Consider the following 22,159-nt stretch of genomic DNA (forward strand, 5'->3'; position numbering starts at 1 on the left):
TGCGCCCATGCAAATCCGGAGCCGGTGGTCGGCGATCGTCGGCTACTCCCTGGTCGGCGCGGCGACCCAGCTGGTCTGGCTGAACTTCGCAGGCGTCACCACCGTCGCCGCCTCCCGGTACGGCGTGTCCGAGAGCGCGATCGGCTGGCTCGCCCAGGTCTTCCCGCTGCTGTACGTCGTACTCGCGATCCCGTGCGGTCTGGCCCTGGACCGCTGGTTCCGGGGCGCGCTGATCGCGGGCGCCGTACTGACTGCTGTCGGCGCCGTGGTGCGGCTGATCGGTGACGACTTCGGCTGGCTGCTCGCGGGTCAGATCCTCGCGTCGATCGCGCAGCCGCTGGTCCTGAACGCCGTCACCGGCATCACCGGCCACTACTTGGAGGAGAAGGACCGGCCCACCGGCATCGCGATCGGCACCGCCAGCATCTTCGCCGGCATGGTGATCGCCTTCCTGCTCTCCGCCGTCTTCACCACGTCCTCGTCCATCCCTGCCATGCTCACCGTCAGCGCGGTCTTCTGCGTCCTGGCGGCAATCGTTCTGGCCGCCGCCATCCGCGGCCCCGTCGAATCCCACACCACCGCAGCTCGACGCCCCGACCGCGGTGCGTTGGCGGCCGCCTGGGGCGACCCGTTGATCCGCCGCCTGTGCGTGCTCGCGATCTTCCCGTTCGGCGTTTTCGTTGCCATGAGCACCTTCGCCCAAGCGCTCCTCGAACCGGCCGGCGTCAGCGGCGGCACCGCAAGCACGATCCTCCTGCTGCAGGTCATCGCCGGCGTCGTGGGCAGCGCCACCATCCCGATCCTCGTCGTACGCCGCCGCGCAGAATCCGGCCTCCTCGTCGTCAGCCTCGCCGTGACCGCCGCAGCCTGCGTACTACTCGCCCTCGCCCCCGGGGCGGTCACTGGCTTCGTGGCGATCACCGTGATCGGCCTGCTCCTTCTCCCGGCGTTGCCGATCGTGCTCGAGCTCGTCGAGCGCCGTACCGGAGAAGCCGAAGGGACCGCCGCCGGCCTGATCTGGATGGCCGGCAACCTCGGTGGCCTGGTCGTCGCGGTCGTTGTCGGCCTGCTGGTCGGTCACCCGTTGGCGGCGTTCCTCGTGATGGCCGTGATCGCGCTCATCGCCGTACCGGGCGCTCGCGCTCTTCGTCGCCCGATCGCCGAACTCCGAGCGCAGTCGCAACCGTAGCGATCAACCCGCCGGCGCCCGCGACGACGAACGTCGTACGGGCGTCCGTGTGCTGCAGGAGCAGCCCGCCGCACACGTACGAGATCCCGGCCGCCAGACCGATCGCGCCGTACAGATTGCCGAAGACGCGGCTGCGCAACTGGGGCGGCACGACGCGTTGCAGGTGGGTGTTGACGCCGACGTCGATGCCCGCGATCCCGAGCCCGCGGATCACCTGCAGCGCGAGTGCCGCCCAGATCGCCCAGGCCAGCCCGGTGACCAGGTTGCCGACGCTGCTGACGGCGAACCCGAGGACAATGAGGACCGGCATCTTCAGCCGGCCCGCGTACCGCGCCAGGATCGCGAAGCCGATGATCAGCCCGATGCCCACCCCGGCGTACAACGTCGCCGACGCCGAGTCGCTCCCGTGCAACTCGTCCTTCGCGAGGAACACCATCGCGACGTCGTCCACCCCGTTGAACGCGACGATGGCGAAGAACCCGAGCCCGATGACGCGGATCGGGGCTGTTGTGAGGATGTATCCCAGCCCGTCACGCGCGTCCTTGAACACACTGTTCTTGGTCGGTTCGGGCGGTGAGATCTTCGGCAGCCTCGTGAGCAGGCCCGCGGAAAGGAAGAACGTCGCCGCGTCGATCAGCAGGATCCCGCGTACGTCGGTGACCAGGAACAACCCTGCCGCGATGATCGGACCGACCGCCTCCAGCCCGTTCGTCCCCGCCCCGAGCGCCGAGTTCGCTGCCTCGAGCTGATCGTCCCGCACCAGCGCCGGCATCGCACTCCGCGAAGCCGCCTGAAACACCTGCGCCGTGACACTCCTGACCGCGACCATCACCAGCAGCACCGCGAGCGGCGGAAGGATGAGGGCCATGGCGACCGTCAGCACGCCCTGGACGAGGTCGCAAGCCACCATCACCCGCTTCAGATCGAACCGATCGCCCACCACCCCCGCGAACGCCCCGAACAACCCCGGCACAAAGTCCCCCGCCAACAGCAGCAGCGCCACCGCGATCGCGGCCCCCGTCGACGCCTGCACATACAACAGCAACGCGACAAGCCCCAGCGAGTCCCCCAAGAAGGACACCGCCCGAGCCCCCCACAACGCCCGAAACGCCCCCGACCCCCGCAGCACGCCCCACACAATCCTCTAGTATGTATCCGCACACCGGCCGGTGTGGCGCAACTGGCAGCGCACCGCTCTTGTAAAGCGGGGGTTAGGGGTTCGAGTCCCCTCACCGGCTCTCTGACCTGGGGATATAAACCGGAAGTGATGAACTTCCGGGCCCAAACTCATGGTTTACTCACTACTTTGCCTAAGAGTTGGCCCGAGGATGTCACTCTGCGGGCAACCGTGAACGGCAATGCCACGGCTTGATGACAGCTATCGCGTGGGCTCAGCTTGCCGTCCCAAGGCCCATCCTCGTTTCTGCGGTAGGACCGCCGAGCGGATGGGCAGCCTGGTCACACGTCAGCGAGCGTGGCTGCCGAGACGAATCCGATTCGTGGCGTGGTGGTTCCGAGGGTTGAGCGCGGCCGCGCGAGGCGGCCGATGTCGAACGTGAGGCTCGTGTTGGCAGGCTCGCCATGCAGGATCCTGAGCGGTTCCGCGATTGCGAGGCAGGCTGCGACGACACCGACGAACGGCGCCGCGACAGCGGTCTCAGCGAGCTGGATGAGGCCACATGCGTCTGCTCCCGCTGCGCGGGCGTCTCGGTATGCCTTCTGTTCTTGGGCAGTCTCCGAGCGGCGACTCGACCCGTTCGTCTGCCAGGCGGCGACGTCTTTGGAGTGTTTCGTGGCGGGGAAGGTGTGGATGCTCACAGCGGTGAAGTCGATCGGCCCAGACCCGAGCCCGACGTCGATCGCAAGCTTCCAGCCGATATCGCTGATGAGGCGTCGAGGTTCGACTTTGTCGACACCGAGGAGCGCCAGCCCCGGCTCGGTGTCATGCCGCCGAGTCTCCGCCAGTAGGCGGCGTTCGATCATGCGCGTCGCGAAGCCGGCCTGTTCGAGGGCGTCGGCGACGACGCGGGTCTTCATGACTCCTTCGTCGCTCGCGCTGACGAACATCCCGGTCGTGTGATTGGCGCGGTTGACCTTGTCGAAGTCCTGCAGATAGATCTCGCACTCGGCAGCGTCGGCGTACGGGAGGAGCGTCCAGCACCACGCATTGGCCTGGCCGAGATGTCCGAGACCAACGAACCACACAGCTGAGGGCAAGTGCCGAAGATCAGGCCCCGCGGTGTCATCGTCAGCGGGAGCCATGCTGTCGGCGTGGTGGTCTTGTCCGGGCCGCCAGAGGTTCAGTGTTCGGTTCCGATGGCAGGCTTCGAGTGTGCCCAGTGTCCTCTTGAAGCATTCAGTCACCGCGAGCGCCGCCGCGGCGACCGCGGACAGTGTCATGTTGCCGCGCTCGGGCAAATGACGACCGCCATGGTCGACGTGTGCGACCCAGCGATCCCACGTCACCTGCAGAGTGATGTCGGCGACCCAGGCTGTGGTGCCAATCACGATGGTTGGGACGGTGGTGGCGAGGGCGTCGATCGTCACGAGGCGGCCGCCGGAATCGCGGACGACCTCGGCGACGGTGGAGTGGTTTTGACCGGGCATGGTGCACAGGGCGTCTGCGACCCGGCGTGGGAGGTGGACGTCGACCTCACCAAACGCCCGCCGGGTCGTCTCCACAGCGGTGAGGAGTGCCGCGTGGCGCGCCACGGTGACGCAATCAGGGCCAGTGATGATCTGCGGACGGGTCCTTGCCAGCAGCGTTTGTGCGTCGCCGAACGTTGCGACGGCGCCGCCGTCGACGAGGGCCTTGGCCGGCCTGGAGAACTCCCGAGGGCTCGGGATCTGTATGTTCACAGGCTGCCTCCGCGGAGCCGACTGAAACGTCGAGCGCCAGCAGCCTTCCACTCTTCGACCTGGGCGCGGGTGAAGATGCCGTAGACATTTACGACCGCCTTGACGTCGTCCTGTGTGACCTCGATCCACTGGTGGGATCCGACGTAGATGTGTACGCCACATTCGGTGACGGATTTGGCATGCCCATAGTTCGGCACGATGACGGCGACGTGTCCGCGGCGGGCGATCATCGGGTAGGTCGCGTCGATCTTGGACTGCATGACCCATTCGCCTGGGTGGGTGTGAATGTCGGCCACGACAGTGAGCCGCTGCTGTTCGCAGATACGCCACAGTTCAGTGAACCCGCTGCTGGCGAAGCTGATGCCACCGGTGAGGCAGTGGGCGTCGAGGTCGTCGTAGTAGGCGACCGCCCGCACTTGGGTGCCTTCGCGGTCCGCGAGAAGGAATGCGCCGGACTCCCGCCGGTCGTCCCCGCGTTCGGCCAGTTCAGCGAGGAGGCGGTTCCACTGGCACCGTGACACCTGGAACGGAGCCGCGGCGACCGCTGCGTCGATGACGCCGTTGCTCCCGGCGGCGCTCACGAGGCCTCCCCAGCCGCGAGTTCTTTCGGCGCGGGACCAGTGGCGCTGCGGAGGATCTCGCGGAGCAGGTAGAGCGCATCAACGACGGTCGTATCGACGGTCCACACGTGGCCGGTGTGGTCGTTCGCCCATCCGCCATGGCCCTCCAGAGCGCGGCGATCGTACGGGTAGTAGAACGCCCCGCCGTACCGCTGGCTCCAGTTTGGGTTGAACACCTGGCTCGCCCGTCCGCCTGTCGGCCATTCAGCGACAGGCAGCGGCTGATCGGCCTCGACCGACCACAGCTGACTGGTCGGTGGGACGGCCGGATATCCGGCGCAGTCCAGGCGGACGCCGAGTTGACGGCCCGTGCGGGCCGCCAACTCGAAGGTCACCAGGGTGTTGTCGCGCGCGACCAGCCGCCAGTAGCCGCGGTCGCTTGCAGCGAGGAACCGGATCGACTCAAGGTCATCGACGAGGGCCCTCTCATCGGGATCCATACTGTCCACTTCCCGATCTAGCCGGCGAACCGCTCGCCGGGGACCAGATCGAGCGCCAGGGTGTCGCCCTTGCCGGCCAAGGTCCCGATGTGGGTGTCCGGGTCCAGGTCCTCCGGGCTGCCGTGCTCGCGCAGTACCAAGTCGTCCTGGTCGCCCACCGGGATGTCAAAACCGTGCGAGCCGACGGCCCAGTCAAGCACCTTGTCGATCTTGGTGCCCGGCCCGAAGGCGTCGGACCTGGTCTGACCGTTGTACGTCACGGACACCGTGATCTGGCCCTTGCCGACGTGGATCGCGGCAACGGCACGGTCGGAGAGCACTCCGACCTTCGCGTCGACCGCAACCGGCTCGTCGGTGTCCTCGATCCAGATCCGGGCGTCACCACCATCGATGCCTGCCGCTTCCACGAGCGAGGAGTCCTCGTCGGCCTCGATCACCCGCTTACCCTCGGAGTCATGTACGTAGACCCGCATGATCTGTCCTCCTAAGTGGTGCTGCTGCACCGGTCGGCGATCGAACCGGCGGTATGCTTTACGAGATCAGTATAGACCAAATGGATTTACCGGAACGGTAAAGGTGGAACGCCTTGAAGATCCTTCCTCTTGGCGACGATGTCGCGGAGGCGATCAGGCCTTCGTCACTCACCTGCCTCGAGGTGACAGTCAGGAACGACCTGCGGATCACACTCACTGTGATCAAGTACGCCGAGACCATGGTCCAGTTGGCGGCCTTCCGGGGCATCAGCCTGACGAGGCTCGCGAACTCGGACGTGTCTGACTTCCACTACGGCACGGACATCACCGGCGTCGTCCTGCGGCCCATCGACGACCAAGGCATTCAGCTAGCGGTCGACCACAACTCAGCCAACCTCAGCGCCGTTTTCTCCGTCGCCATACTGGCGGTCGGCCTGTCACTGAAAGAGGCGATCCGTTCATGACCCCGCGCACCGCACACTCAGCGGCGACACCCCAGCCGCTCGAGCATGACTACGGCGTCACCCCCGGCGAGCTCCTCCGATTGGAAATCAGAGCACGCGGCCTCAGCCAAGCGGACCTCGCCGCGCGCGCCGGAGTTTCGGCCAAGCACCTCAATCAGGTCGTTCAGGATGCTGTCCCTTTGTCTGCAGACACTGCCTTGCGGCTGGAGCGTGCCCTTGGAATCCCGGCCGTGATCCTCACGCAGGCAGACGCGATCAATCAGGCGAACAAGCAACGAGCGAAGGCCCACGCGGCGCTTACCGAACACCGAACTTGGTTCGCAGAGTTCCCACGCAACGTTCTGTTGCAGCACCACATCATCACGGCCGGAAGCGCGATTGAGACCCAGATCGAGGAACTTCTCGAGTTCTTTGGGGTGGCCGAACCCAAGGCGTACGACACGGTCTACGCCGATACAGTGCTGTCGTTCCGCCGGGCGCAACAGTGGAGCGCAAATCCGCATGCGACCTCTCTGTGGCTCAGGCTCGCAGAACGGAAGGCCGACGGTCTCGATGTCGCGCCATATGACAAGGCACGGTTCTCCGCATTGCTCACGGAACTGCCAACGCTGACTGTTGCTCCGCTCAAAGAGTCGTTCCAGGTTCTTCAGACGCGCTGTGCGGGAGCGGGTGTAGCCGTCGTGTACACGCCGAGCATCGAGGGCACTCGTGCCTCGGCTGCGGTGCGTTGGCTAGGTCCCGAGCGCCCGCTCATCGCGCTCACCGACCGCGGTAAGTACGAAGACAGCCTGTGGTTCAGCTTCTTCCACGAATCCGGGCATATCGTCTTGCACCCGCGGCGCAAGAGCGTCATCGAACTCGAAGGCGCGGATGACGAGGATGGCGGCGAAACCGCGGCGAACAACTTTGCGAAGACAACCATTCTCCAGGGACGAATCAGGCAGCTGATCAAGCTTGAGAGTCGGGAAGAGGTGGTGGCGTTCGCAGCAGAAGTCGGAATACATCCTGGCCTTGCCGCCGCGATCCGCGCCTATGACGTTGATGAGAGTGCCGCATGGCGCCTGGCTGCAAAGGTGCGGCGCAAGCTGGACGACTCGGCAATGCGGTGAGTCTTGTCGCGAAACCGATGACGAGCCTGGCGCAGCCTGGTCGAACGCCTCTGTACCACAGGTAACCTCGCGCTGGTCGCGGCCGATCAGACCGACATGAACTCGTGGAAGCGGTTTGCGCTACAACTCGGGCTCGGCCGATGGTTGGCGATCCTGGTCGTGGATGTGTCTCATGGCGAACTCGAGGTGTTCGGCGGCCTCGGGGTTTCGGCGTCGTCGGCCGAAGTAGTCGTCGACCGTGGTTGAGGTTTGGGAGTGGCCGAGTTGGTCGGCGACCTGTCGGGGCGTCTGCCCGGCGTTCTCGAGGATCGTCGCGGTGGTCTTCCGGAACACGTGGGCCGTGACCCATTCGAGTTCGTCAGCCAGCGAGCGCATGCCGGCCAGTTCTGTGAGTTCGAGTAGGGCGGATCGGTCGATCCTGGTGAGACGGTAGGCATCGGCCAGGGTGACCGCCTCCTCGGCCGTCAGCCGCACACGTCCGGTCTCGAGCAGGCTGATCCGCGTCTTGCGCCAGCCGAGCATTGCAATGATCTGGTCCTGCGTGAAACCGGCTTTACGGCGGTGGTCGCGGAGAATCTTCCCCAGCTGCTGCCGCCGCTGGCCGCCGACCGGCCGGCGGGCGTTGCGCAGGGCCTTCTGGACGTTGTGTGGGTCCCGGAATCCGCCCTTGCTGTCCGGGAAGATCGGTGCGTCCAATGAACTTCCTGGTGTCCATCGGGCGAGTAGCATTTCCAGCGCCCAGGTTGGCAACCCGACGATGCGATCCCCGGCTGAGGACTTGACCCTACGCCGTACCAGGCCTTTGCCCTTGATTCGCTGGATCTGGTGGCTGCAGTCGATCTCACCGGTCTCGCGGTTCAGGTCCCGCCACGTGACGGCCAAGCTTTCGCCGATGCGCTCGCCGGTGGCAATCATGAACTTACTGAGATCGATCAGGTCGGCCTTGACTGCCTGCTCGTCCTGACGGAGCAGGTCGAACCACTGCTCCCGTTCATCGACCTCCAGCGCCCGCGGCAGCCGCTTCGTGGACGTGGCCCGGATCTTGATCTCTCGCACTGGATTCGCAGTCAACGCGCCGTGTGTGACCGCGAGCACGAACGTGCCGGTAAGGATGCTTTTGCAGGTCTTCGCGGTGGCGGCGCCAACTTCGTCTCTGATCGCCTTGATGACGTCACTGACGCGAGGTGTGCTCGCTTCGATCAGACGCAGCTCGCCGATGCGTGACTCGAGGTTCTTGTCGTACTGGTACCTGTAGGTCTGGTAAGTCCCGGGCGCGAGTACGTCCTGGTCAACGAGATCTTGGACCTCTGCCAGAAACAACTCCGCGGCGGTCGACACCCGATCGGTCGACTTCAGATGCCCTGCGCCCGCGATCCGCTGGCGAGCCTTCAGAGCTTCCCGAAGCCGGTTCTTGGCCTGGTCTGCGGTGTTTCCCCACCTCGCAACCAGCCGGGTCTGTCCATCCATATCACGGAAGTACGCACGCGCCTCGAACTTCCGCGCCTGACCCTTCTCGTCTCGGCTGACAACACGAGACGTGATCACACCCCACGTTCCGACGGGCAACGGTCCCCTTGCCATTCGCAGGCCTCCTGTCTTACGTACCGCCTCTCACGGCATGCCCAGAGGACTGCTCAACGTTTGAGCCGCAGTCGACCGCGTAGGTCGGCCCTTACCGATGCCTTCTCCAGGACTCCTGGATGTCGCTGTCTGGGTGTCGGTCACCCGGCGTTCCATCGAGCCTGACGTGAAGAAGTTGTCGTCGGCAATGAGTGACAGTGGAGGCGGCGATGCGGCCAGAGCCCCAGGCATCGAGTCGCGACATGGAACCACCGGGCGACCAACTGCCCGCCGATGCGGAGGCGTTGAGGTGGTCGATCCGGCACGCGATCGAGCTGTTGGACGAGGCGATCGACAAGATGGGCGGTCAGCTGGCCCGGTCGGCAGGTCTCTATGCCGACTCGCCAGAGGAGCGGTCGAGCCCGCGCCCAGACGCGAACGACGTACGACGGCGGGCGCGACGTGCGCCGGTCGATGAGCACGGCCCGCCGATCGATGGTGAGCGCCTTGAAGCTGTGCGTGGGCCAGAGCTGCCTTGAGAGCGCGCGCTCCACTGCTCGAGTCAGGGATCGCATGACCTCGCGAAACTGATCCAAGACTCCTTGACTTGGAGATCTGGGTTCCGCTGCCGACCGTCACCGCCGAGCTTCGAGGAGATGTCAGTGTCGGCTTGAGGCTGGGTGATGGCGCGGTGACCAGTGACGATCGTCGGTTGATGGAGGCGCACCTCGCGGCAGGGCTGTTCTTCCGTGAGCAGCTGCTGCGGTCCGGAATGGGATGGGCGGCCGCGCACTTGGCTCAGCGTGGGCTTGGGCACGTCCTGAGGTCCAGCTCGCCTTGGAAGATTGGGTATGCGCCGGATGGCTGGGCGCGGTTGGTCGACCATCTCAGGTCACACGGCTTCGATGACAAGACTCTGCTGTCCGCAGGTCTGGCGAGCGCGACCAAGAAGGGCTACCTGGTCGATCGCTTCCGGGACCGGATCATTTTTCCTGCCTGGGATGCAGCGGAGGAGCTAGTCGGATTCGTTGGGCGTTCTCGGGGTGGACGTGCGAAGTACTTGAACTCGCCGACGACGCGGATCTATCAGAAGTCTCACACGCTGGTCGGACTCGTCGAGCAGCGTGATCTCTTGGAGAGCGGTGCAACGCCCGTCTTTGTTGAGGGTCCGATGGATGCGGCGGCGGTGGATGAGTTGAGTCGGCTGACGTCTCGAGGATGGGCCGGTCTGGGGGTGTGCGGGACAGGGCTCTCGTTTCATCAGGCTTCGATGGTCTATCAGTGCTCCGGCAGCAAGACCGCGATCGTGGGAGTCGATGCAGACGGTGGCGGTCGCCTTGCTGCGGTGAGGTGGCTGGATGACTTGTCGTCCGTGTTCGAGCGGGTGCTTGTGGCGGAGTTCCCGTCGGGGCACGATCCTTCGTCGTTGCTTGAGACACCGGCTGGTGCGGATCGGCTGTTCGAGGCGCTGAGTTCTCCCAGGCCGCTTGCTGAGTTGGCGATTGAGGTCGAGCTGGCTCGGTGGTCGCGGGTACTAGATCACATCAGCGGCCGGGTGAATGCCTTGCGTCGAGTGGCTCCGCTCGTGGCGCGGCTGCCGCACGACAAGGTTGCTGGACAACTGGGGGAGCTCGCGAAGGTGTTGGAGCTCGATCAGGACATCGTCTCGCGCGAGGTTGTCGAGACCCTGGGGCGATCGACGCGAAGGGCTCTGCCGAACCGTCCGTTGGACTCGTTGACAGCATCCGATCCGCCTGACCCCGGGCCCTCCTTGTGACGTCGGAATCGCTGAATCCGGTGGTCCTTGATGTCGAAGTCCGGGTTCTTTGCCAGCCGTAGTGGGACGACCTTCGTAGCCATCGAGTTGTCGGCTTAACGGAGGTCCTGATGAATGCGGTGTCGTCTGATTCCGAGAGTGAGCTGGTCAGTGGTGAGCGTCAGCGGATGATGGTCGCTCACTTGGCGGCGAGGACGTTCTTCCGGATGGAGCTGCTCAAGCAAAATGTCGGTTGGCCTCCCGAGCAACTCCAGGACCGCGGCGCCAGTGCGGTTCTGAGCACAGAATCGACGTGGAAGATCGGCTACGCACCCGATTCGTACACACGGCTCACCGATCACCTGCTGCAGAAGGGATTCGACTTCCGCACCCTGATCAGAGCCGGATTGGCCGAGTGGACCGAAGAGGGGACAGCGGTCGACGTCTTCCGCGATCAGTTGATGATCCTGGCGCGGGATGAACGGCTGGACCCGGTCGGGTTTGTCGGCATCGGCCAGGGCGCGAAACCGGCCTTCGAGGCGTCGCCAACGACGTTGATCCACCGTCCGTCGAATGCGCTCGTCGGCGTCGAGGAGCAGCTGGAGATCCTCACGGAGGGCGCGTTGGTGGTTGTGGTCGACGATCCGCTTGATGCGATGGCGATCGAGAACCTCGGCCGAAAGGCCGGCGAGCGATGGGCCGGCATCCCGCTGTGCGGCTCACAGATGTCGTCGGCGCAGGCGAAAATCCTGTACCGCTACACGGTGACCGACACGGTGATCGTGGCCTTGGATGGCGATCAGGAGTGGCGGAGCAGGGCTCTCGCGTCCCATCCAGACCTGTCCTACTTCTACAAGCGCGTCCGCGCCGTAGAGATCCCGGACGGACACACGCCGTCGAGTCTGCTGCAGACCGAGGACGGCGCTCAGCGGCTGTACGACGCGATGGTGTCGACGCGGCCGCTGGAGGACTACAAGCCGCGGCGCCAGCACCTGCCGGAGCTGGACGACCCGAGTCCGTCGCCGGTCGGTCCGGCGCTGTGAAGAACTCCAGGAGTCCGGGACTTCGTGCTCCGGGTTCAGATCAGTCCGGCGTACGCCGAGATTGGTGCCGCAAGCAAACAAGAGGTCAATCTCGGGCCACGGTCCGAGACATCGGGATACGGAGTGAGCCAATGACTGAAGAACTTCAGGCGCTCCTGGTCGAAGCTGCGGACTCGGACTGGGCAGAGGGGCCGTCCACACGACTCGCCACGGCCATCGAGCGACGGATCGTTGCCGAGCTGCCCAGCCGGCTTCGCGCCGCGCTGGGCAACGATGAGGCGGCGCAGATGGCACGAGTTCTCGCGTGGGAACGCTGTCGCCGGCTGGCCGAGAAGCCTCCGACAGGTCGGGTGACCTGGGGCTATCTGGCGAACATGGTGCGGTGGCGGCTGGCCGACGTCGTACGTCAGGAAGCGAGGCGCCGTCAGCGGCATCCCCTGATCGACTTCATACCCGAGGCCGAGCAGCCGAGCATGCTCATGGAGCTGGGTACGCTGCTCGATCGGATCGGCGTCCGGTTGGAGCGTGCCGGGCTTGCGGTCGGCGAGGTACGGCGGCGCTTGGAGGTCGCGGCCGACGGACCCAGCTTCACAAGGCACGCGATCGCCGCGCGTGTCCGCGGCATCGGCGTACCCAAAGATCAAGCTGACGGACTGGCTTGGCTGCTTCACGCCGGAGAGATCCGGAAGTCCGCGCTCTCACGCCTCGCGTGCGGGCAGCCGCCCGACGTCGTCTTCGCGGATCTAGCCGTTCAGCGGTGGATCAACAAGGCCGCCGGGAGGTCGCCTCGGACGCCCGTCAGACGCGCTCGGTTCGGCCAGCCGCCGGGCACCGCGTGGCATGACCGCTGCGGACTGGGCCTCGCTCGAACTGCCTGATCCGAAGTTACTTAAGGGTCACGAAGGCTCAAACGTTGAGCTCCTATGAACAACATCGGCTCACGTCCACGCCGCCGCAGCTGGCTAGGCCGGTACTACCGCGCGCAGCTCCGGTTTTACCTGCGCCTGCAATCGGCGATCCGCATCATCCCGCCGCCGATCGCACATGCACTCATCGTCCGGCTCCGGCCGGTGAAGATACGGAGGGAACTCTGACATGCGTCGAGTCATGAACTCGAAGCTCGCCGTCCCACTCATCATCCTCGTCCTGCTCGTCGTCGTGATCTTCGCCCTCGTGATCCGCTGGGACGACACGCCGGACGTGGCACGCGGGACGCCCGACCGGCCTGGCGGTGGTGAGGTCATCGGAACCAGCACACCGGCAACGCCCGAAGGGCAGCTCGCTGCGTGGGTTCGCCCGGTGACCACGGACCCGCAGCGATACGCCGTTGCGTTCGGTACGACGATCTGGACCTACGACTCGACGGTCCACACCTACGCCCAGTGGCAAGACGCGGTCACCATCTTCGCGGACCCAGTGGACGCGCCGGACGCGGGCAGGGTTGCCCGCAGCATGCTTCCGTACGTCAGCCAGTGGGAGGAGCTGAAGGTCCACAACGCGCGCGCCATCGTGCGCGACGTGACCGCCGCGACAACTCCGGAGCTGCAAGCACTCGCTCGGGATCCCCGGGCACCCCTGGGCTGGCATGGGTTCGTGGTCCGCGGCACGCAGGACAGTGTGGTCGACGGCGAGACGACCAGGATGGCACGGCATCTGACGATCGGGGTGATCTGCCGTCCACGGTGCACATTCTGGTCCGCATCCAACGAACTGCCGCAGTGATCATCAAACTCGCGGCAGCCGGTGCCCTGCTGGTCACCGCCGCCACTCTGATGGCACCACTGGCCGTCGCAGGCGAAGGTGCCGATACCTGCAAGGCGGTCCAGACCTTGAACGCGGTCGGCCTTGATGCTGAGCAGGCTTCCAACTTGGCGGTGATCGTCGGCGTCGGCGACAGGTTTGAGGTAGGCGTTGCCGGCAAGGTCATCGCGGTCATGACGGCCATGACCGAGTCATCGCTTCGGAACATCGACCACGGCGACACGGCCGGGCCCGACTCACGTGGTCTGTTCCAGCAGCGCGACAGCTGGGGGCCTCTCTACGTTCGGATGGACCCAGCCGGCGCGGCAGAGCTGTTCTACGCCGCGCTGGCGAACGTGCCTGGCTGGACTTCGATGGAGCCGTGGATGGCCGCGCAGGCAGTCCAGAGGTCGGCGTTCGCGGACGGGGACAACTACCGCAGCAACTATGAGGCGGCGGTCCATCTTGTGGGCGCGACGCCAACGGTTGGTGCGTGCGGCAGCTGGGGCGCTGGTGACACCGGCCAGATCCCGGGTGCTGAGGCCGCCGTCGATCGGGCGCTGAAGCTGGTTGGACGTCAGGGCTATTACCAACTGTGCGCGCGGTTGGCGTCGAACATCTGGGGACGCTCACACTCCGGCTACACGTCTGCTGCCGAGCAATGGACCCAGATGGTCGACAGCGGGAACGCGCACCCTGACGACCGCCGGCCACCAGTCGGCGCGTTGCTGTTCTGGTCGACGGACGGGCCGTACGGGCATGTCGCCGTGTACGTCGGCAACGGCCGCATCGTGTCCAACGACATCGGCGACCGGGTTCCCGGCCAGGGAGGTGTGTACCTCGTCGACGTCGAGTCGATCGAACAACGCTGGGGTGCCACCTACCTGGGCTGGGCGCCACCCATCTACCCCACCATATGAAACCAACCCATTGGCGCTGTCCCGCGCCAGGAGGCAAACGCATGCTCAGCTTCTTCTACCTCCAAGACCCCGGGGTGACTCCGAACTCGAACGGGCTCCCCGGCCTGCCCGCTTTGCGCCAGATCGTCGGTGCGCTGCAGACCTTTGGCCTCGTCATCTGCGTGGCCGCATTCGTGATCGCCGCAGCCGCATGGGCGGTGGGTAGCTTCGGCAACAACTCCCACTACGCCGGCCGCGGCAAGCTCGGCTGCCTGATCGCAGCAGGCGCGGCGATTCTCATCGCCTCCGCCAACCCGATCATCCGCTTCTTCAGCGGCATCCAGATCGGCTAGGAGGACCAGCCAATGGCTTGGAGCGATTGCCTCCTTAACCCTGTCAGTTGCGTCGTCGGCAGTGTCGGCGAGAAGGCCGCGAACTCGGCATGGGACTCATTCCTCCGATGGTCGGCCAACGGACTGGCCGATCTCTCGGCGACGGTGTTTCACACCTTCGGCACGAGCACTTCGCCAAGGTTCGACCAACGGTGGTGGCAGGACAACCTTGATCTGATGGTCGGACTGTCGCTTCCGATTCTCGTTGCAGTCTTCACCCTGCAGTGCATCTCAGCCGCCATCCGCCGCGAACCCGGCCGCCTCGGGCAAGCAGCCCTCGGAGCGCTACTGGGAACAGCGGGTGTGCCGCTGGCAGTCGGCGTCATCGCGAGCTGCGGCAAGCTTGTCGACGAGATCTCCACCGGCATCCTCGGCAAGGCCGCTACAGCCGACGGCATCAAGAGGATGACCGACATTACGGGATTCCTGACCGCGGGGACGGCCGGCGGCATTCTGCTGTTGGCTGTCCAGCTCGGGCTGCTCGCGATGTTCTCGCTGTACTTCGTGATGCTGGTACGCGAGGTCGCACTGGTGGCGTTTGTTGTCTTCGCCCCGGTCGCGATGGCCAGCTGGACCTGGTCGGCGACCAGGCACTGGCTCCGCCGGTGGGTTGAAATCGTCGGCGCGCTGTTGTTCTCGAAGATCGCGATGGCTCTCGTGTTCACCTTGGGCCTGTCCGCCGTTGGGGTGTCCGGACAAGGAAATGCGTCGAACCTTGGCACGTTCTTCGCCGGGATCCTGCTGGTCGGCATGGCGGCGTTCGCCCCCTTGGCCACCTACTCGTTCATTCACTGGGCTGGCGATCAGGGACACGCGATGACCCGTGTGTTCCAGGAAGGGTCGGCTGGAGTCGAGAAGGGCAAGGAGGAGCTCGAACGCCTTCAAGAGTGGGTCGCCGCAGGCCTCACCGGCTCGGACGAGGACGAGCCGTCACCGGTCGTTGGCGACGGGGACACGCCTGATGACGAGTCGGCAAGCGGCGGACGTGATGAGTCGATCGAACGATCTGACTCCGTGACAAGCACGGTCGACGGCGAGGGCCAGTCAACGAGCACTCCAGATGTGGCGGTCCAACCCTCGGCAGCAACACCGGCGACGGCAGGCGAGGACTCTGGCCCGGCAGGTGGCGCAACAGGCAGCGCAGGCCAGGCCTCGGGACAAGGAGGCTGAGGATGCCGAGCGCGCTCTCCGCACGCTTTCCACGCCCGCAGCGTAACTCGCTGCTGCTCGGTCTCAGACCGATCCAGGTGATGCTTTTGGTCGTCGGCATCATCCTGGCCGCGCTGTCACTGCTTTCCGGTTGGCCAGCCCTGCCGCGATTGGTCGGCCTAGCCACGTCATTGCTTTGCGGCATGATCGCATTCGGACGGCTCGAGGGTCTGCCGGCGTACCGGTGGGTCGTCCTGCGTACGGCTCATGTCATGCGAAGTGGGCGCAAACAACAGTCGTACCGAGCCAACGTCCTCACGCCTCGACGGCACGGCTACCTGCAACTGCCCGGAGAAGCGAGTCCGCTGCGGATCCTGGACACGCGATCGTCTATCGGCGCGGTTCACGATCCGCGCCGCCGACGGCTAATCGCGGTCGCGAGGATCGAAGGGCCCGCACATCTGCTCCAGAACTCTGACGAGCAGGATCGACGTGTAGCGGCGTACGGACGCATGGTTGCTGGGCTGTGCCAGAGCAATCGGATCGCGCGAGCGCAGATTCTCGAGCGGACGATCCCGGACCCGGGTGATGGGCTGGGCGAGTGGGCTCGCAAGCGCAGTCTCGACACGACCAGTCCAGCCGGAGCGATCTACAGCGACTTGCTGCAGCATGCAGCTCCCGCGGCGGCCAGGCACGAGACCCTGTTCAGCTTCGCGTTGAACCTCGACGCAGTGTCCAAGGAGGTTCGCAAGTACGGCGGGGGACTGGCCGGAGCCATGGCAGTCCTCGACTCGGAATCGCGCGCCTTCCAGACCTCGTTCGCCGCCGCCGGCGTTGCCGGGGCCTGGCTCAACGCTGCCGACCTGGCATCAAGCCTGCGAGTTGCCTTTGATCCCGCGGCGACGCGAACTCTCTTCGATGACATCGACCCTGCCGACGCCGCACCGCTCGCCGTCGACGCCACCTGGGACCACCTGCGCACCGACTCGTCGTTTCATCGCGTTTACGTCGTGACCGAATGGCCGCGCCTACGGGCGACGGCGTCCTTCCTGAGTCCGCTCCTGCTCAAGCCCGGGATCCGGCGAACCTTCTCGCTCGTGTTACAGCCGGTGCCAGTCGGCAAGGCACTTCGTGACGCTCGTCGTCACCAGGTCGAGCGAGTGACGGACCGCGCAACCCGCAAGCGTGTAGGTCAACTGGAGACGGAGGAAGACCGTCAGCTCGACGCCGACGTTGCCCAACGGGAGAAGGATCTAGCCGCCGGGCATGGCGATGTGCGATGGCTCGGACTGATCGCCGTTTCAGCTGACACCGAGGACGCACTCGACGAAGCGTGCACCGAGATCGAGATCGCGGCATCCCAGGCGCTGCTCGACGTACGGCGTCTCGTCGGCCAGCAGGTCGAGGGGTTCCTGGCTGCGGCCCTGCCGTTTGGAGTTGGTCTCGGATGACGCCGAGTACCGGTTGGTTCGAGCCTAGTGAGACAGACCGCCGAACCAGACGTGCCAATCGTCGAGCGAGTCGCTCGGCTCAGCGTCGTGCGTCGTACGTCGTGCCCACTGAGGCTCCGCCCGAACAGGCGCCGGCTGAGACCGTCGGTCTACGCCGCCGACTACCGCTGCTGGTCGACGACCATCGCGCGACGACCCGAATCCTTCGGATCGCCTACCCGTTCCTCGCAGAAGGGGGGTTGGGGGCCGATGGCACCTACATCGGCAACGACGTCTTCAGCGGAGGATCATTCGTCTACGACCCCTGGGTCCTCTACCAGGCCCGCATCATTACGAACCCTAATGTGCTCCTGGCTGGGGTCATCGGCAGCGGCAAGTCCACTACCGCCAAGGCCCTGATCACGCGATCGATCGCGCTCGGCCACAAGGCCTACGTACCGTGCGACCCAAAAGGCGAGTGGACACCGGTTGCGGAGGCGTTCGGCGGATCGGTCATCAAACTTGGCCCAGGCCTGTCGACGAGGCTGAACCCACTCGACGCCGGAAGCCGCCCGGGAGAAGTGACTGACGACGACTGGAGCCGGATTGTCAGGTCGCGACGGCGCGCACTGCTTGGCACCCTCGCCGAATCCACGCTCGGCCGTCCGCTGACGCCGGTCGAGCACACAGCCCTCGACGTTGCCATCGACAGAGCATCTCAGCTCCCGGTCCCGACGATCCCTGACGTCGTCGGGGCCTTGTTCTCGCCGGAGAGCGGCAAGAGTACGTCGGAGGCCGACAGCCGAGAGCTCGCACATGCGGTCAGGCGACTCGTGCATGGCGACCTCGCGGGCATGTTCGACGGTCCGTCCACGACCCGATTCGATCCGTCGCTGCCGATGGTGACGCTCGATTCCTCATGGATCGGTGCTGGAGGCAATGACCAGGCGCTCCGCCTGACGCTGGCCTGTGCATCGTCCTGGCTGGAGGCGGCCGTTACAGATCCGGCCGGCGGTAAGAGGTTCATCGTATACGACGAGGGATGGCGGGTGATGCGGGATCCCGCACTGCTGCGTCGCATGCAGGAACAGTGGAAGCTCTCCCGCGCCTGGGGCGTCTCCAACGTCTTGATCGTCCACCGTTTGTCCGACCTTGCAGCTGTCGGCGATCTCGGCTCCGAGGCCCGCGCTCTCGCCGAAGGACTGTTGGCGGACTGCTCCACACGGATCATGCTTCGCCAAGAACCCGATCAGCTTGCCCGTACGGCAACACTGCTCGGACTCACGGACGTCGAGCTGTCCACGATCGCGAAACTCCCGAAGGGCCGTGCCCTGTGGCGGCTGCCCAGCCGATCGTTCGTCGTACAGCTCGTTCGCCATGCCCGCGAGGTTCGGCTGTTCGACACTGACGGAAGGATGTGACATGGACGTTCGTGGGCGATCGCCCCGAGATCTGTCGGACCTGATCATGATGGGCGGGGGAGTACTGCTCGCCTGCGCGGGGATCCTCTACGTCGCCGGCGGACTCAGTAGCCTGCTCACAACACACGAATGGGTCCGCACGTCGTGGCCTGATGCACTCCAGGTGGTGCTCGGCCCACGCGATCCGGCACGCGTTTTCGGGCTGCATCCCGGCGCGTTTCATCCGGCTGTTTACTGGATCGTGCTCGTGGTCATACTGATCGTTCCAGTTGCCGGCGCCGGCGTTGGCCGCTATCTATGGACCAAGCGAGATGCTGCCGCCGCACGCCGTATCAGGTCCCTTGCCAGGCGTCCTGGCCTCGCTACCGCTGCCGATGTCGATGCCTCGGTTGGACGAAGCCAGGTACTGCGGCGAGGTCAGTCCGCCCGCCCCGCCGTACGTCGACCGAAGCCGTCAGACGTCGGTCGGTACCTGGGACGATCCCGCGGACGAGAGTGTTGGTCCTCGGTCGAGGATTCCGAGATCGTGCTGGGACCGCCTCGCTCCGGCAAAGGTCTTCACCAGATCATCGGTGCGATCATCGACGCGCCCGGCGCCGTCGTGACGACGTCCACCCGGCCGGACAACCTCGTCGCCACCGTCGAACTGCGCCGAATCGCAGGACCAGTCGCGATCTTCGACCCACAAGGCCTCGGACAGGTCGAAGGCATCCGCTGGTCGCCCGTCCGCGGCTGCGAGAACCCCACCACTGCCATCGTTCGCGCCAGCGGCCTCGCGGCGGGAGCAGGGTTCACAAAGGGCGGTGTATCCGACGGCGCATTCTGGCACGGGCAGACGGAGATGGCGTTGCGGGGCTTGCTCCATGCCGCCGCCATCGACGGTGCTGGCGTCGCGCAGCTCTACCGATGGAGCCTCGAACCAGCCTCAGCAATCGAAGCAGTCACCATCCTGAACCGCTCCGACGATGCTGCGGAAGGCTGGGGCGACACGCTCGACGGCATCGTCCGAATGGACGGCCGAACCAGAGACGCCGTTTGGGCGGGCGTGCGCGCCGCGCTCTCGGCGCTCGCGGATCCCGCCGTACGCCGATCATTCGACCCTGCTGAAGGTGAGGGACTCGATCCCAAGACCTTCCTCGCTGACCGCGGCACCATCTACCTCCTCGGCACCGGCGTCGGAGCGAGCGCCACGTCAGCATTCATCGCGGCCCTTCTTGAAGACATCACCGAGACTGCCCGCGAACTAGCCGCCGGCAACCCCGGTGGCCGCCTCGAGCCGCCGCTCGCACTCATCCTCGATGAGATCGCCAACCTTTGCGCCGTGCCGTCGCTTCCCTCACTGATGGCCGACGGCGGCGGATCGGGTATCTCCACCCTCGTGGTCATCCAGTCCCTCGCCCAGGCCAGAGACAAATGGGGCGAGCAGGCTGCCGCCGCATTGTGGGACGCCGCAACTCTCCGCCTGATCCTCGGCGGCTCAGCCCAACCTCGAGACCTGCAAGACCTCGCCGCTGTCTGCGGCGACCGCGACGAGGAGATCCGCAACTGGAGCCGCGGCCCCGACGGCAACCGCACCATCTCCACCAGCACTCGCCGCATTCCGATCCTCCCGCCCGACGTCATCCGCACCCTCCCACTAGGCACCGGCATCCTGCTCGCGCGCACAGCACCACCGATCCTCCTGAACATGACGCCATGGCCGGCCAGACCGGACGCCGACCGAATCCGCGCCAGCATCGGCCACGCAGCTCTCCGCGGAAAGCCGACCGAATGAGCCCGCGCGACGACCTGCTCAAGTCATTCGACCTAGCCACCGACGATCCATTCATCATCTGCTGGCGCGACCTCGACTCGGCGACGGCCACCGAGGAGCTCGACCGCCTCACCGACTGGGTCGACTGGCTAGCCGGCCGCTACAACCTCGACCACAAACTCATCCCACCCTGCTGGTACTACCACGGCGCCCTCGTCGAAGAACTCTCCGCCCTACGCACCCTCTGGGAAGCCTCATACCTCGAAGACGCCGCCCCCTCCAGCCCTCTCGCCTTCCACCGAGAACTCGACCTAGCCCAGCGCCGCCTCCGAGAATGGACCTCCCGCCTCGGCTGCTCCAGAACCGAACACCGCCCCGAGGCCTGATCGACACGCGGGTCGAGCTTCCCGGACCTCTTCCATGCGCCCAACCGACTAAGAGCGGCCGCGGAAAGGCCCTGCCCCGGTTGCGCGAGGATGCGTCTGGCCGCACCGAACAGGCCCCTCGAGGTGGCCTGGCCACTCGCCGTCACCGTGTAACGGACACGGTTCCGGGGTCTCAGGAATGAGGCGCTGACGCCTGCACGACTAGCAGGGCTCCGACGGTCGGTTCCCGGCGCCCCATTCGACTGAGACCGTCACCTGCTTTCCGTCCAGGGTGGTCAGCCTGACCTCGTACCAGCGATTCCGGTCGGGATCTGCGATGAGAGCCTTGCGGCCGGGCTCGAGGTTCGGCTGGCATTCTGGGCCGCGGGTTGAAAGTGTCAAAGCTGCCCAACCGTCGAAAACGTACGTCACCCCGACCACCAATGCGCCACCGAAAAGCGATACGGAACTGCCTTCGCGGATCGCATATCGCCTCGGGGGTTCGGCCGGCTCCCAAGACGTCGGTGTAGCGATGGTGCGAGATGTCGTGCTAGAGGAACTCGGCGCGAGAGGCGTCGGTGTGGGGGGCTGCGTTGACGATGAGACAGCCGACGAGCTCGTCTGAGCATCCGTTGATCCGGTGACGACGAAGAGGACTACCGAGGCAACGAGAAAGATGAAGAAGCCGGCCTTCGCGATACTACGTTGCCACGCGACCGGCCTGTGGCCAGCGGCGAGCGCAAGGATCAGAGCAGTCAAGCACGTGGCCGATAGCAGTAGACCAGGCAACCCCTTGGCTACCTGAAACACGGCCACCACCAGGGCAATGGCTGCTAGCGCGCCCGCGACATCCCACACCGGCTTGCCATTGCCGCTCACTTTCATCTCATGGGGTGCGTCGTTCTCAAGCTGTTCCGGGATCGGCCCCTCGGCGGAGCCTGCTTGAGCACCGCCACGGGCGGCAAGCGCAGTAGCCAACTTTTCAATGTTCTCGGACTCTGGAGGCAGCTTCCCCTGCAGTTCATAGACGACACTGATCGGCATGTGAGTTCGTTCCGCGAGGTCCTCTGGGGACAACCCAGCACGCAACCGGTCAGCCTTCAGCGCCTCGCCAAATTGGCTTGATCGCTTCTCTGCCGCGATCCCACGATCCGCGTCAGCATCTGCCGCAGCCCGCAGTTCTTGCGCGACGCGCTCGGCGTCGCCGCGATCCTCGTCCACACAGACCCCCAGGCCACCGCTCTCCCCACCGCCATTTCCCTTACGCCACCATAGCGTGGACACAACGTTCGAGGGCTGCTCACGTGCCACCGCCCACGCCGATCATGAGTTCATGACCATGCCGACAGTTGAGTGTCGCGAGGCCGGTTTTGGGAACACCTACCCAGGATTCAGGAAAGCAGGGACGATTCCTGCCCGCCGCGTCGACTGCGCCTCCCTTCAACTTGGCCGTCGGCTCGGGTCATCTGTCCCTGCTCCCGAATATGGACCTGAGCC

23 protein-coding genes and 1 tRNA gene are annotated in these 22,159 nt (G+C 65.6%); 17 read left to right on the forward strand and 7 right to left on the reverse strand.

The genetic code is table 11. The features are described 5' to 3' along the window. The first annotated feature begins 7 nt into the window (after positions 1–7). Positions 8–1,189, forward strand: a complete 1,182-nt coding sequence (locus EV651_RS23195) for an MFS transporter (RefSeq protein ID WP_133787328.1) — start codon at positions 8–10, stop codon at positions 1,187–1,189. Here EV651_RS23195 and EV651_RS23200 read toward each other — a convergent pair. Next, positions 1,119–2,327 (reverse strand): MFS transporter, encoded by a 1,209-nt coding sequence (locus EV651_RS23200; protein ID WP_370353191.1) that lies wholly within the window; start codon positions 2,325–2,327, stop codon positions 1,119–1,121. The two genes, EV651_RS23195 and EV651_RS23200, sit on opposite strands and share 71 nt — an antisense overlap. Positions 2,328–2,354: 27 nt before the next feature. On the opposite strand from EV651_RS23200, the gene EV651_RS23205 reads away from it, so the two are divergent. After that, positions 2,355–2,427: transfer RNA gene (locus EV651_RS23205), tRNA-Thr, on the forward strand. Positions 2,428–2,647: 220 nt separating this feature from the next. Here EV651_RS23205 and EV651_RS23210 read toward each other — a convergent pair. The 4 genes from EV651_RS23210 to EV651_RS23225 are packed head-to-tail and all read right to left on the reverse strand — an operon-like array spanning position 2,648 to position 5,581. Further along, positions 2,648–4,048: a hypothetical protein gene (locus EV651_RS23210; protein ID WP_133787329.1), complete on the reverse strand. Its 1,401-nt coding sequence runs from the start codon at positions 4,046–4,048 to the stop codon at positions 2,648–2,650. Then, on the reverse strand, positions 4,045–4,629 hold the full coding sequence (locus EV651_RS23215; RefSeq protein WP_133787330.1) for a hypothetical protein: 585 nt from the start codon (positions 4,627–4,629) through the stop codon (positions 4,045–4,047). Before EV651_RS23215 ends, EV651_RS23210 begins: the two co-directional genes overlap by 4 nt. Beyond that, on the reverse strand, positions 4,626–5,108 hold the full coding sequence (locus EV651_RS23220; RefSeq protein ID WP_133787331.1) for a hypothetical protein: 483 nt from the start codon (positions 5,106–5,108) through the stop codon (positions 4,626–4,628). The genes EV651_RS23215 and EV651_RS23220 overlap by 4 nt, the downstream gene beginning before the upstream one ends. Before the next feature lie 17 nt (positions 5,109–5,125). Next, a complete protein-coding gene (locus EV651_RS23225) occupies positions 5,126–5,581 on the reverse strand; it encodes a hypothetical protein (RefSeq protein ID WP_133787332.1) in 456 nt (151 codons plus the stop codon). A 218-nt stretch (positions 5,582–5,799) separates the two neighbouring features. Here EV651_RS23225 and EV651_RS23230 point away from each other — a divergent pair, with 218 nt between their 5' ends. Then, complete coding sequence (locus EV651_RS23230; RefSeq protein ID WP_133787333.1) at positions 5,800–6,045, forward strand: hypothetical protein; 246 nt, start codon at positions 5,800–5,802, stop codon at positions 6,043–6,045. Continuing rightward, positions 6,042–7,154, forward strand: a complete 1,113-nt coding sequence (locus EV651_RS23235; RefSeq protein ID WP_133787334.1) for a helix-turn-helix domain-containing protein — start codon at positions 6,042–6,044, stop codon at positions 7,152–7,154. Before EV651_RS23230 ends, EV651_RS23235 begins: the two co-directional genes overlap by 4 nt. Positions 7,155–7,274: 120 nt before the next feature. On the opposite strand, the gene EV651_RS23240 is transcribed toward EV651_RS23235, so the two are convergent. Continuing rightward, on the reverse strand, positions 7,275–8,699 hold the full coding sequence (locus EV651_RS23240) for a helix-turn-helix domain-containing protein (RefSeq protein WP_166658718.1): 1,425 nt from the start codon (positions 8,697–8,699) through the stop codon (positions 7,275–7,277). 278 nt (positions 8,700–8,977) lie between these two features. Between EV651_RS23240 and EV651_RS23245 the strand changes: the two genes are divergently transcribed. The 13 genes from EV651_RS23245 to EV651_RS23300 all read left to right on the forward strand — a co-directional run bounded on the left by EV651_RS23245 (position 8,978) and on the right by EV651_RS23300 (position 20,683). Next, positions 8,978–9,253: a hypothetical protein gene (locus tag EV651_RS23245; protein WP_238157136.1), complete on the forward strand. Its 276-nt coding sequence runs from the start codon at positions 8,978–8,980 to the stop codon at positions 9,251–9,253. Between the two features lie 68 nt (positions 9,254–9,321). Then, entirely contained in the window at positions 9,322–10,491 is a 1,170-nt protein-coding gene (locus tag EV651_RS23250) for a toprim domain-containing protein (RefSeq protein WP_238157137.1), read from the forward strand. 167 nt (positions 10,492–10,658) lie between these two features. After that, positions 10,659–11,513 carry a hypothetical protein gene (locus tag EV651_RS23255; protein ID WP_166658719.1) on the forward strand — a complete coding sequence of 285 codons (855 nt, stop codon included), beginning with the start codon at positions 10,659–10,661 and terminating at the stop codon, positions 11,511–11,513. 131 nt (positions 11,514–11,644) lie between these two features. Next, entirely contained in the window at positions 11,645–12,391 is a 747-nt protein-coding gene (locus tag EV651_RS23260; protein ID WP_133787338.1) for a hypothetical protein, read from the forward strand. Between the two features lie 45 nt (positions 12,392–12,436). Further along, entirely contained in the window at positions 12,437–12,607 is a 171-nt protein-coding gene (locus tag EV651_RS41485) for a hypothetical protein (protein WP_166658720.1), read from the forward strand. Position 12,608: 1 nt separating this feature from the next. Beyond that, a complete protein-coding gene (locus EV651_RS23265; RefSeq protein WP_133787339.1) occupies positions 12,609–13,235 on the forward strand; it encodes a hypothetical protein in 627 nt (208 codons plus the stop codon). Continuing rightward, a complete protein-coding gene (locus EV651_RS23270; protein WP_133787340.1) occupies positions 13,232–14,173 on the forward strand; it encodes a CHAP domain-containing protein in 942 nt (313 codons plus the stop codon). The genes EV651_RS23265 and EV651_RS23270 overlap by 4 nt, the downstream gene beginning before the upstream one ends. Before the next feature lie 41 nt (positions 14,174–14,214). Next, positions 14,215–14,505, forward strand: a complete 291-nt coding sequence (locus EV651_RS23275) for a DUF6112 family protein (RefSeq protein WP_133787341.1) — start codon at positions 14,215–14,217, stop codon at positions 14,503–14,505. A 216-nt stretch (positions 14,506–14,721) separates the two neighbouring features. Further along, complete coding sequence (locus tag EV651_RS23280; RefSeq protein WP_133787342.1) at positions 14,722–15,714, forward strand: hypothetical protein; 993 nt, start codon at positions 14,722–14,724, stop codon at positions 15,712–15,714. A gap of 2 nt (positions 15,715–15,716) precedes the next feature. Then, a complete protein-coding gene (locus EV651_RS23285) occupies positions 15,717–17,144 on the forward strand; it encodes an SCO6880 family protein (RefSeq protein WP_133787343.1) in 1,428 nt (475 codons plus the stop codon). Between the two features lie 101 nt (positions 17,145–17,245). After that, the gene (locus EV651_RS23290) at positions 17,246–18,544 is read left to right on the forward strand and encodes a VirB4 family type IV secretion system protein (protein WP_133787344.1); all 1,299 of its coding nucleotides are present in this window, start codon (positions 17,246–17,248) and stop codon (positions 18,542–18,544) included. A 526-nt stretch (positions 18,545–19,070) separates the two neighbouring features. Continuing rightward, positions 19,071–20,318: a type IV secretory system conjugative DNA transfer family protein gene (locus tag EV651_RS23295; RefSeq protein ID WP_202870466.1), complete on the forward strand. Its 1,248-nt coding sequence runs from the start codon at positions 19,071–19,073 to the stop codon at positions 20,316–20,318. Further along, positions 20,315–20,683 (forward strand): hypothetical protein, encoded by a 369-nt coding sequence (locus EV651_RS23300; RefSeq protein WP_133787346.1) that lies wholly within the window; start codon positions 20,315–20,317, stop codon positions 20,681–20,683. Before EV651_RS23295 ends, EV651_RS23300 begins: the two co-directional genes overlap by 4 nt. A gap of 201 nt (positions 20,684–20,884) precedes the next feature. On the opposite strand, the gene EV651_RS23305 is transcribed toward EV651_RS23300, so the two are convergent. After that, complete coding sequence (locus tag EV651_RS23305; RefSeq protein WP_133787347.1) at positions 20,885–21,883, reverse strand: helix-turn-helix transcriptional regulator; 999 nt, start codon at positions 21,881–21,883, stop codon at positions 20,885–20,887. Between the last annotated feature and the right edge of the window lie 276 nt (positions 21,884–22,159).

The organism is Kribbella sp. VKM Ac-2571, from assembly GCF_004362255.1.
Classification (GTDB): Bacteria; Actinomycetota; Actinomycetes; order Propionibacteriales; family Kribbellaceae; genus Kribbella; species Kribbella pratensis.

What these genes read in the sequence shown, in the direction of transcription:
- EV651_RS23195 (WP_133787328.1), top strand. Translation starts at nt 8, where the DNA reads ATGCAAATCCGGAGCCGGTGGTCGGCGATCGTCGGCTACTCCCTGGTC.
- EV651_RS23220 (WP_133787331.1), bottom strand. Translation starts at nt 5,108, where the DNA reads ATGGATCCCGATGAGAGGGCCCTCGTCGATGACCTTGAGTCGATCCGG.
- EV651_RS23225 (WP_133787332.1), bottom strand. Translation starts at nt 5,581, where the DNA reads ATGCGGGTCTACGTACATGACTCCGAGGGTAAGCGGGTGATCGAGGCC.
- EV651_RS23235 (WP_133787334.1), top strand. Translation starts at nt 6,042, where the DNA reads ATGACCCCGCGCACCGCACACTCAGCGGCGACACCCCAGCCGCTCGAG.
- EV651_RS23245 (WP_238157136.1), top strand. Translation starts at nt 8,978, where the DNA reads ATGGAACCACCGGGCGACCAACTGCCCGCCGATGCGGAGGCGTTGAGG.
- EV651_RS23255 (WP_166658719.1), top strand. Translation starts at nt 10,659, where the DNA reads ATGATGGTCGCTCACTTGGCGGCGAGGACGTTCTTCCGGATGGAGCTG.
- EV651_RS23260 (WP_133787338.1), top strand. Translation starts at nt 11,645, where the DNA reads ATGACTGAAGAACTTCAGGCGCTCCTGGTCGAAGCTGCGGACTCGGAC.
- EV651_RS41485 (WP_166658720.1), top strand. Translation starts at nt 12,437, where the DNA reads ATGAACAACATCGGCTCACGTCCACGCCGCCGCAGCTGGCTAGGCCGG.
- EV651_RS23265 (WP_133787339.1), top strand. Translation starts at nt 12,609, where the DNA reads ATGCGTCGAGTCATGAACTCGAAGCTCGCCGTCCCACTCATCATCCTC.
- EV651_RS23275 (WP_133787341.1), top strand. Translation starts at nt 14,215, where the DNA reads ATGCTCAGCTTCTTCTACCTCCAAGACCCCGGGGTGACTCCGAACTCG.
- EV651_RS23280 (WP_133787342.1), top strand. Translation starts at nt 14,722, where the DNA reads ATGGTCGGACTGTCGCTTCCGATTCTCGTTGCAGTCTTCACCCTGCAG.
- EV651_RS23285 (WP_133787343.1), top strand. Translation starts at nt 15,717, where the DNA reads ATGCCGAGCGCGCTCTCCGCACGCTTTCCACGCCCGCAGCGTAACTCG.
- EV651_RS23300 (WP_133787346.1), top strand. Translation starts at nt 20,315, where the DNA reads ATGAGCCCGCGCGACGACCTGCTCAAGTCATTCGACCTAGCCACCGAC.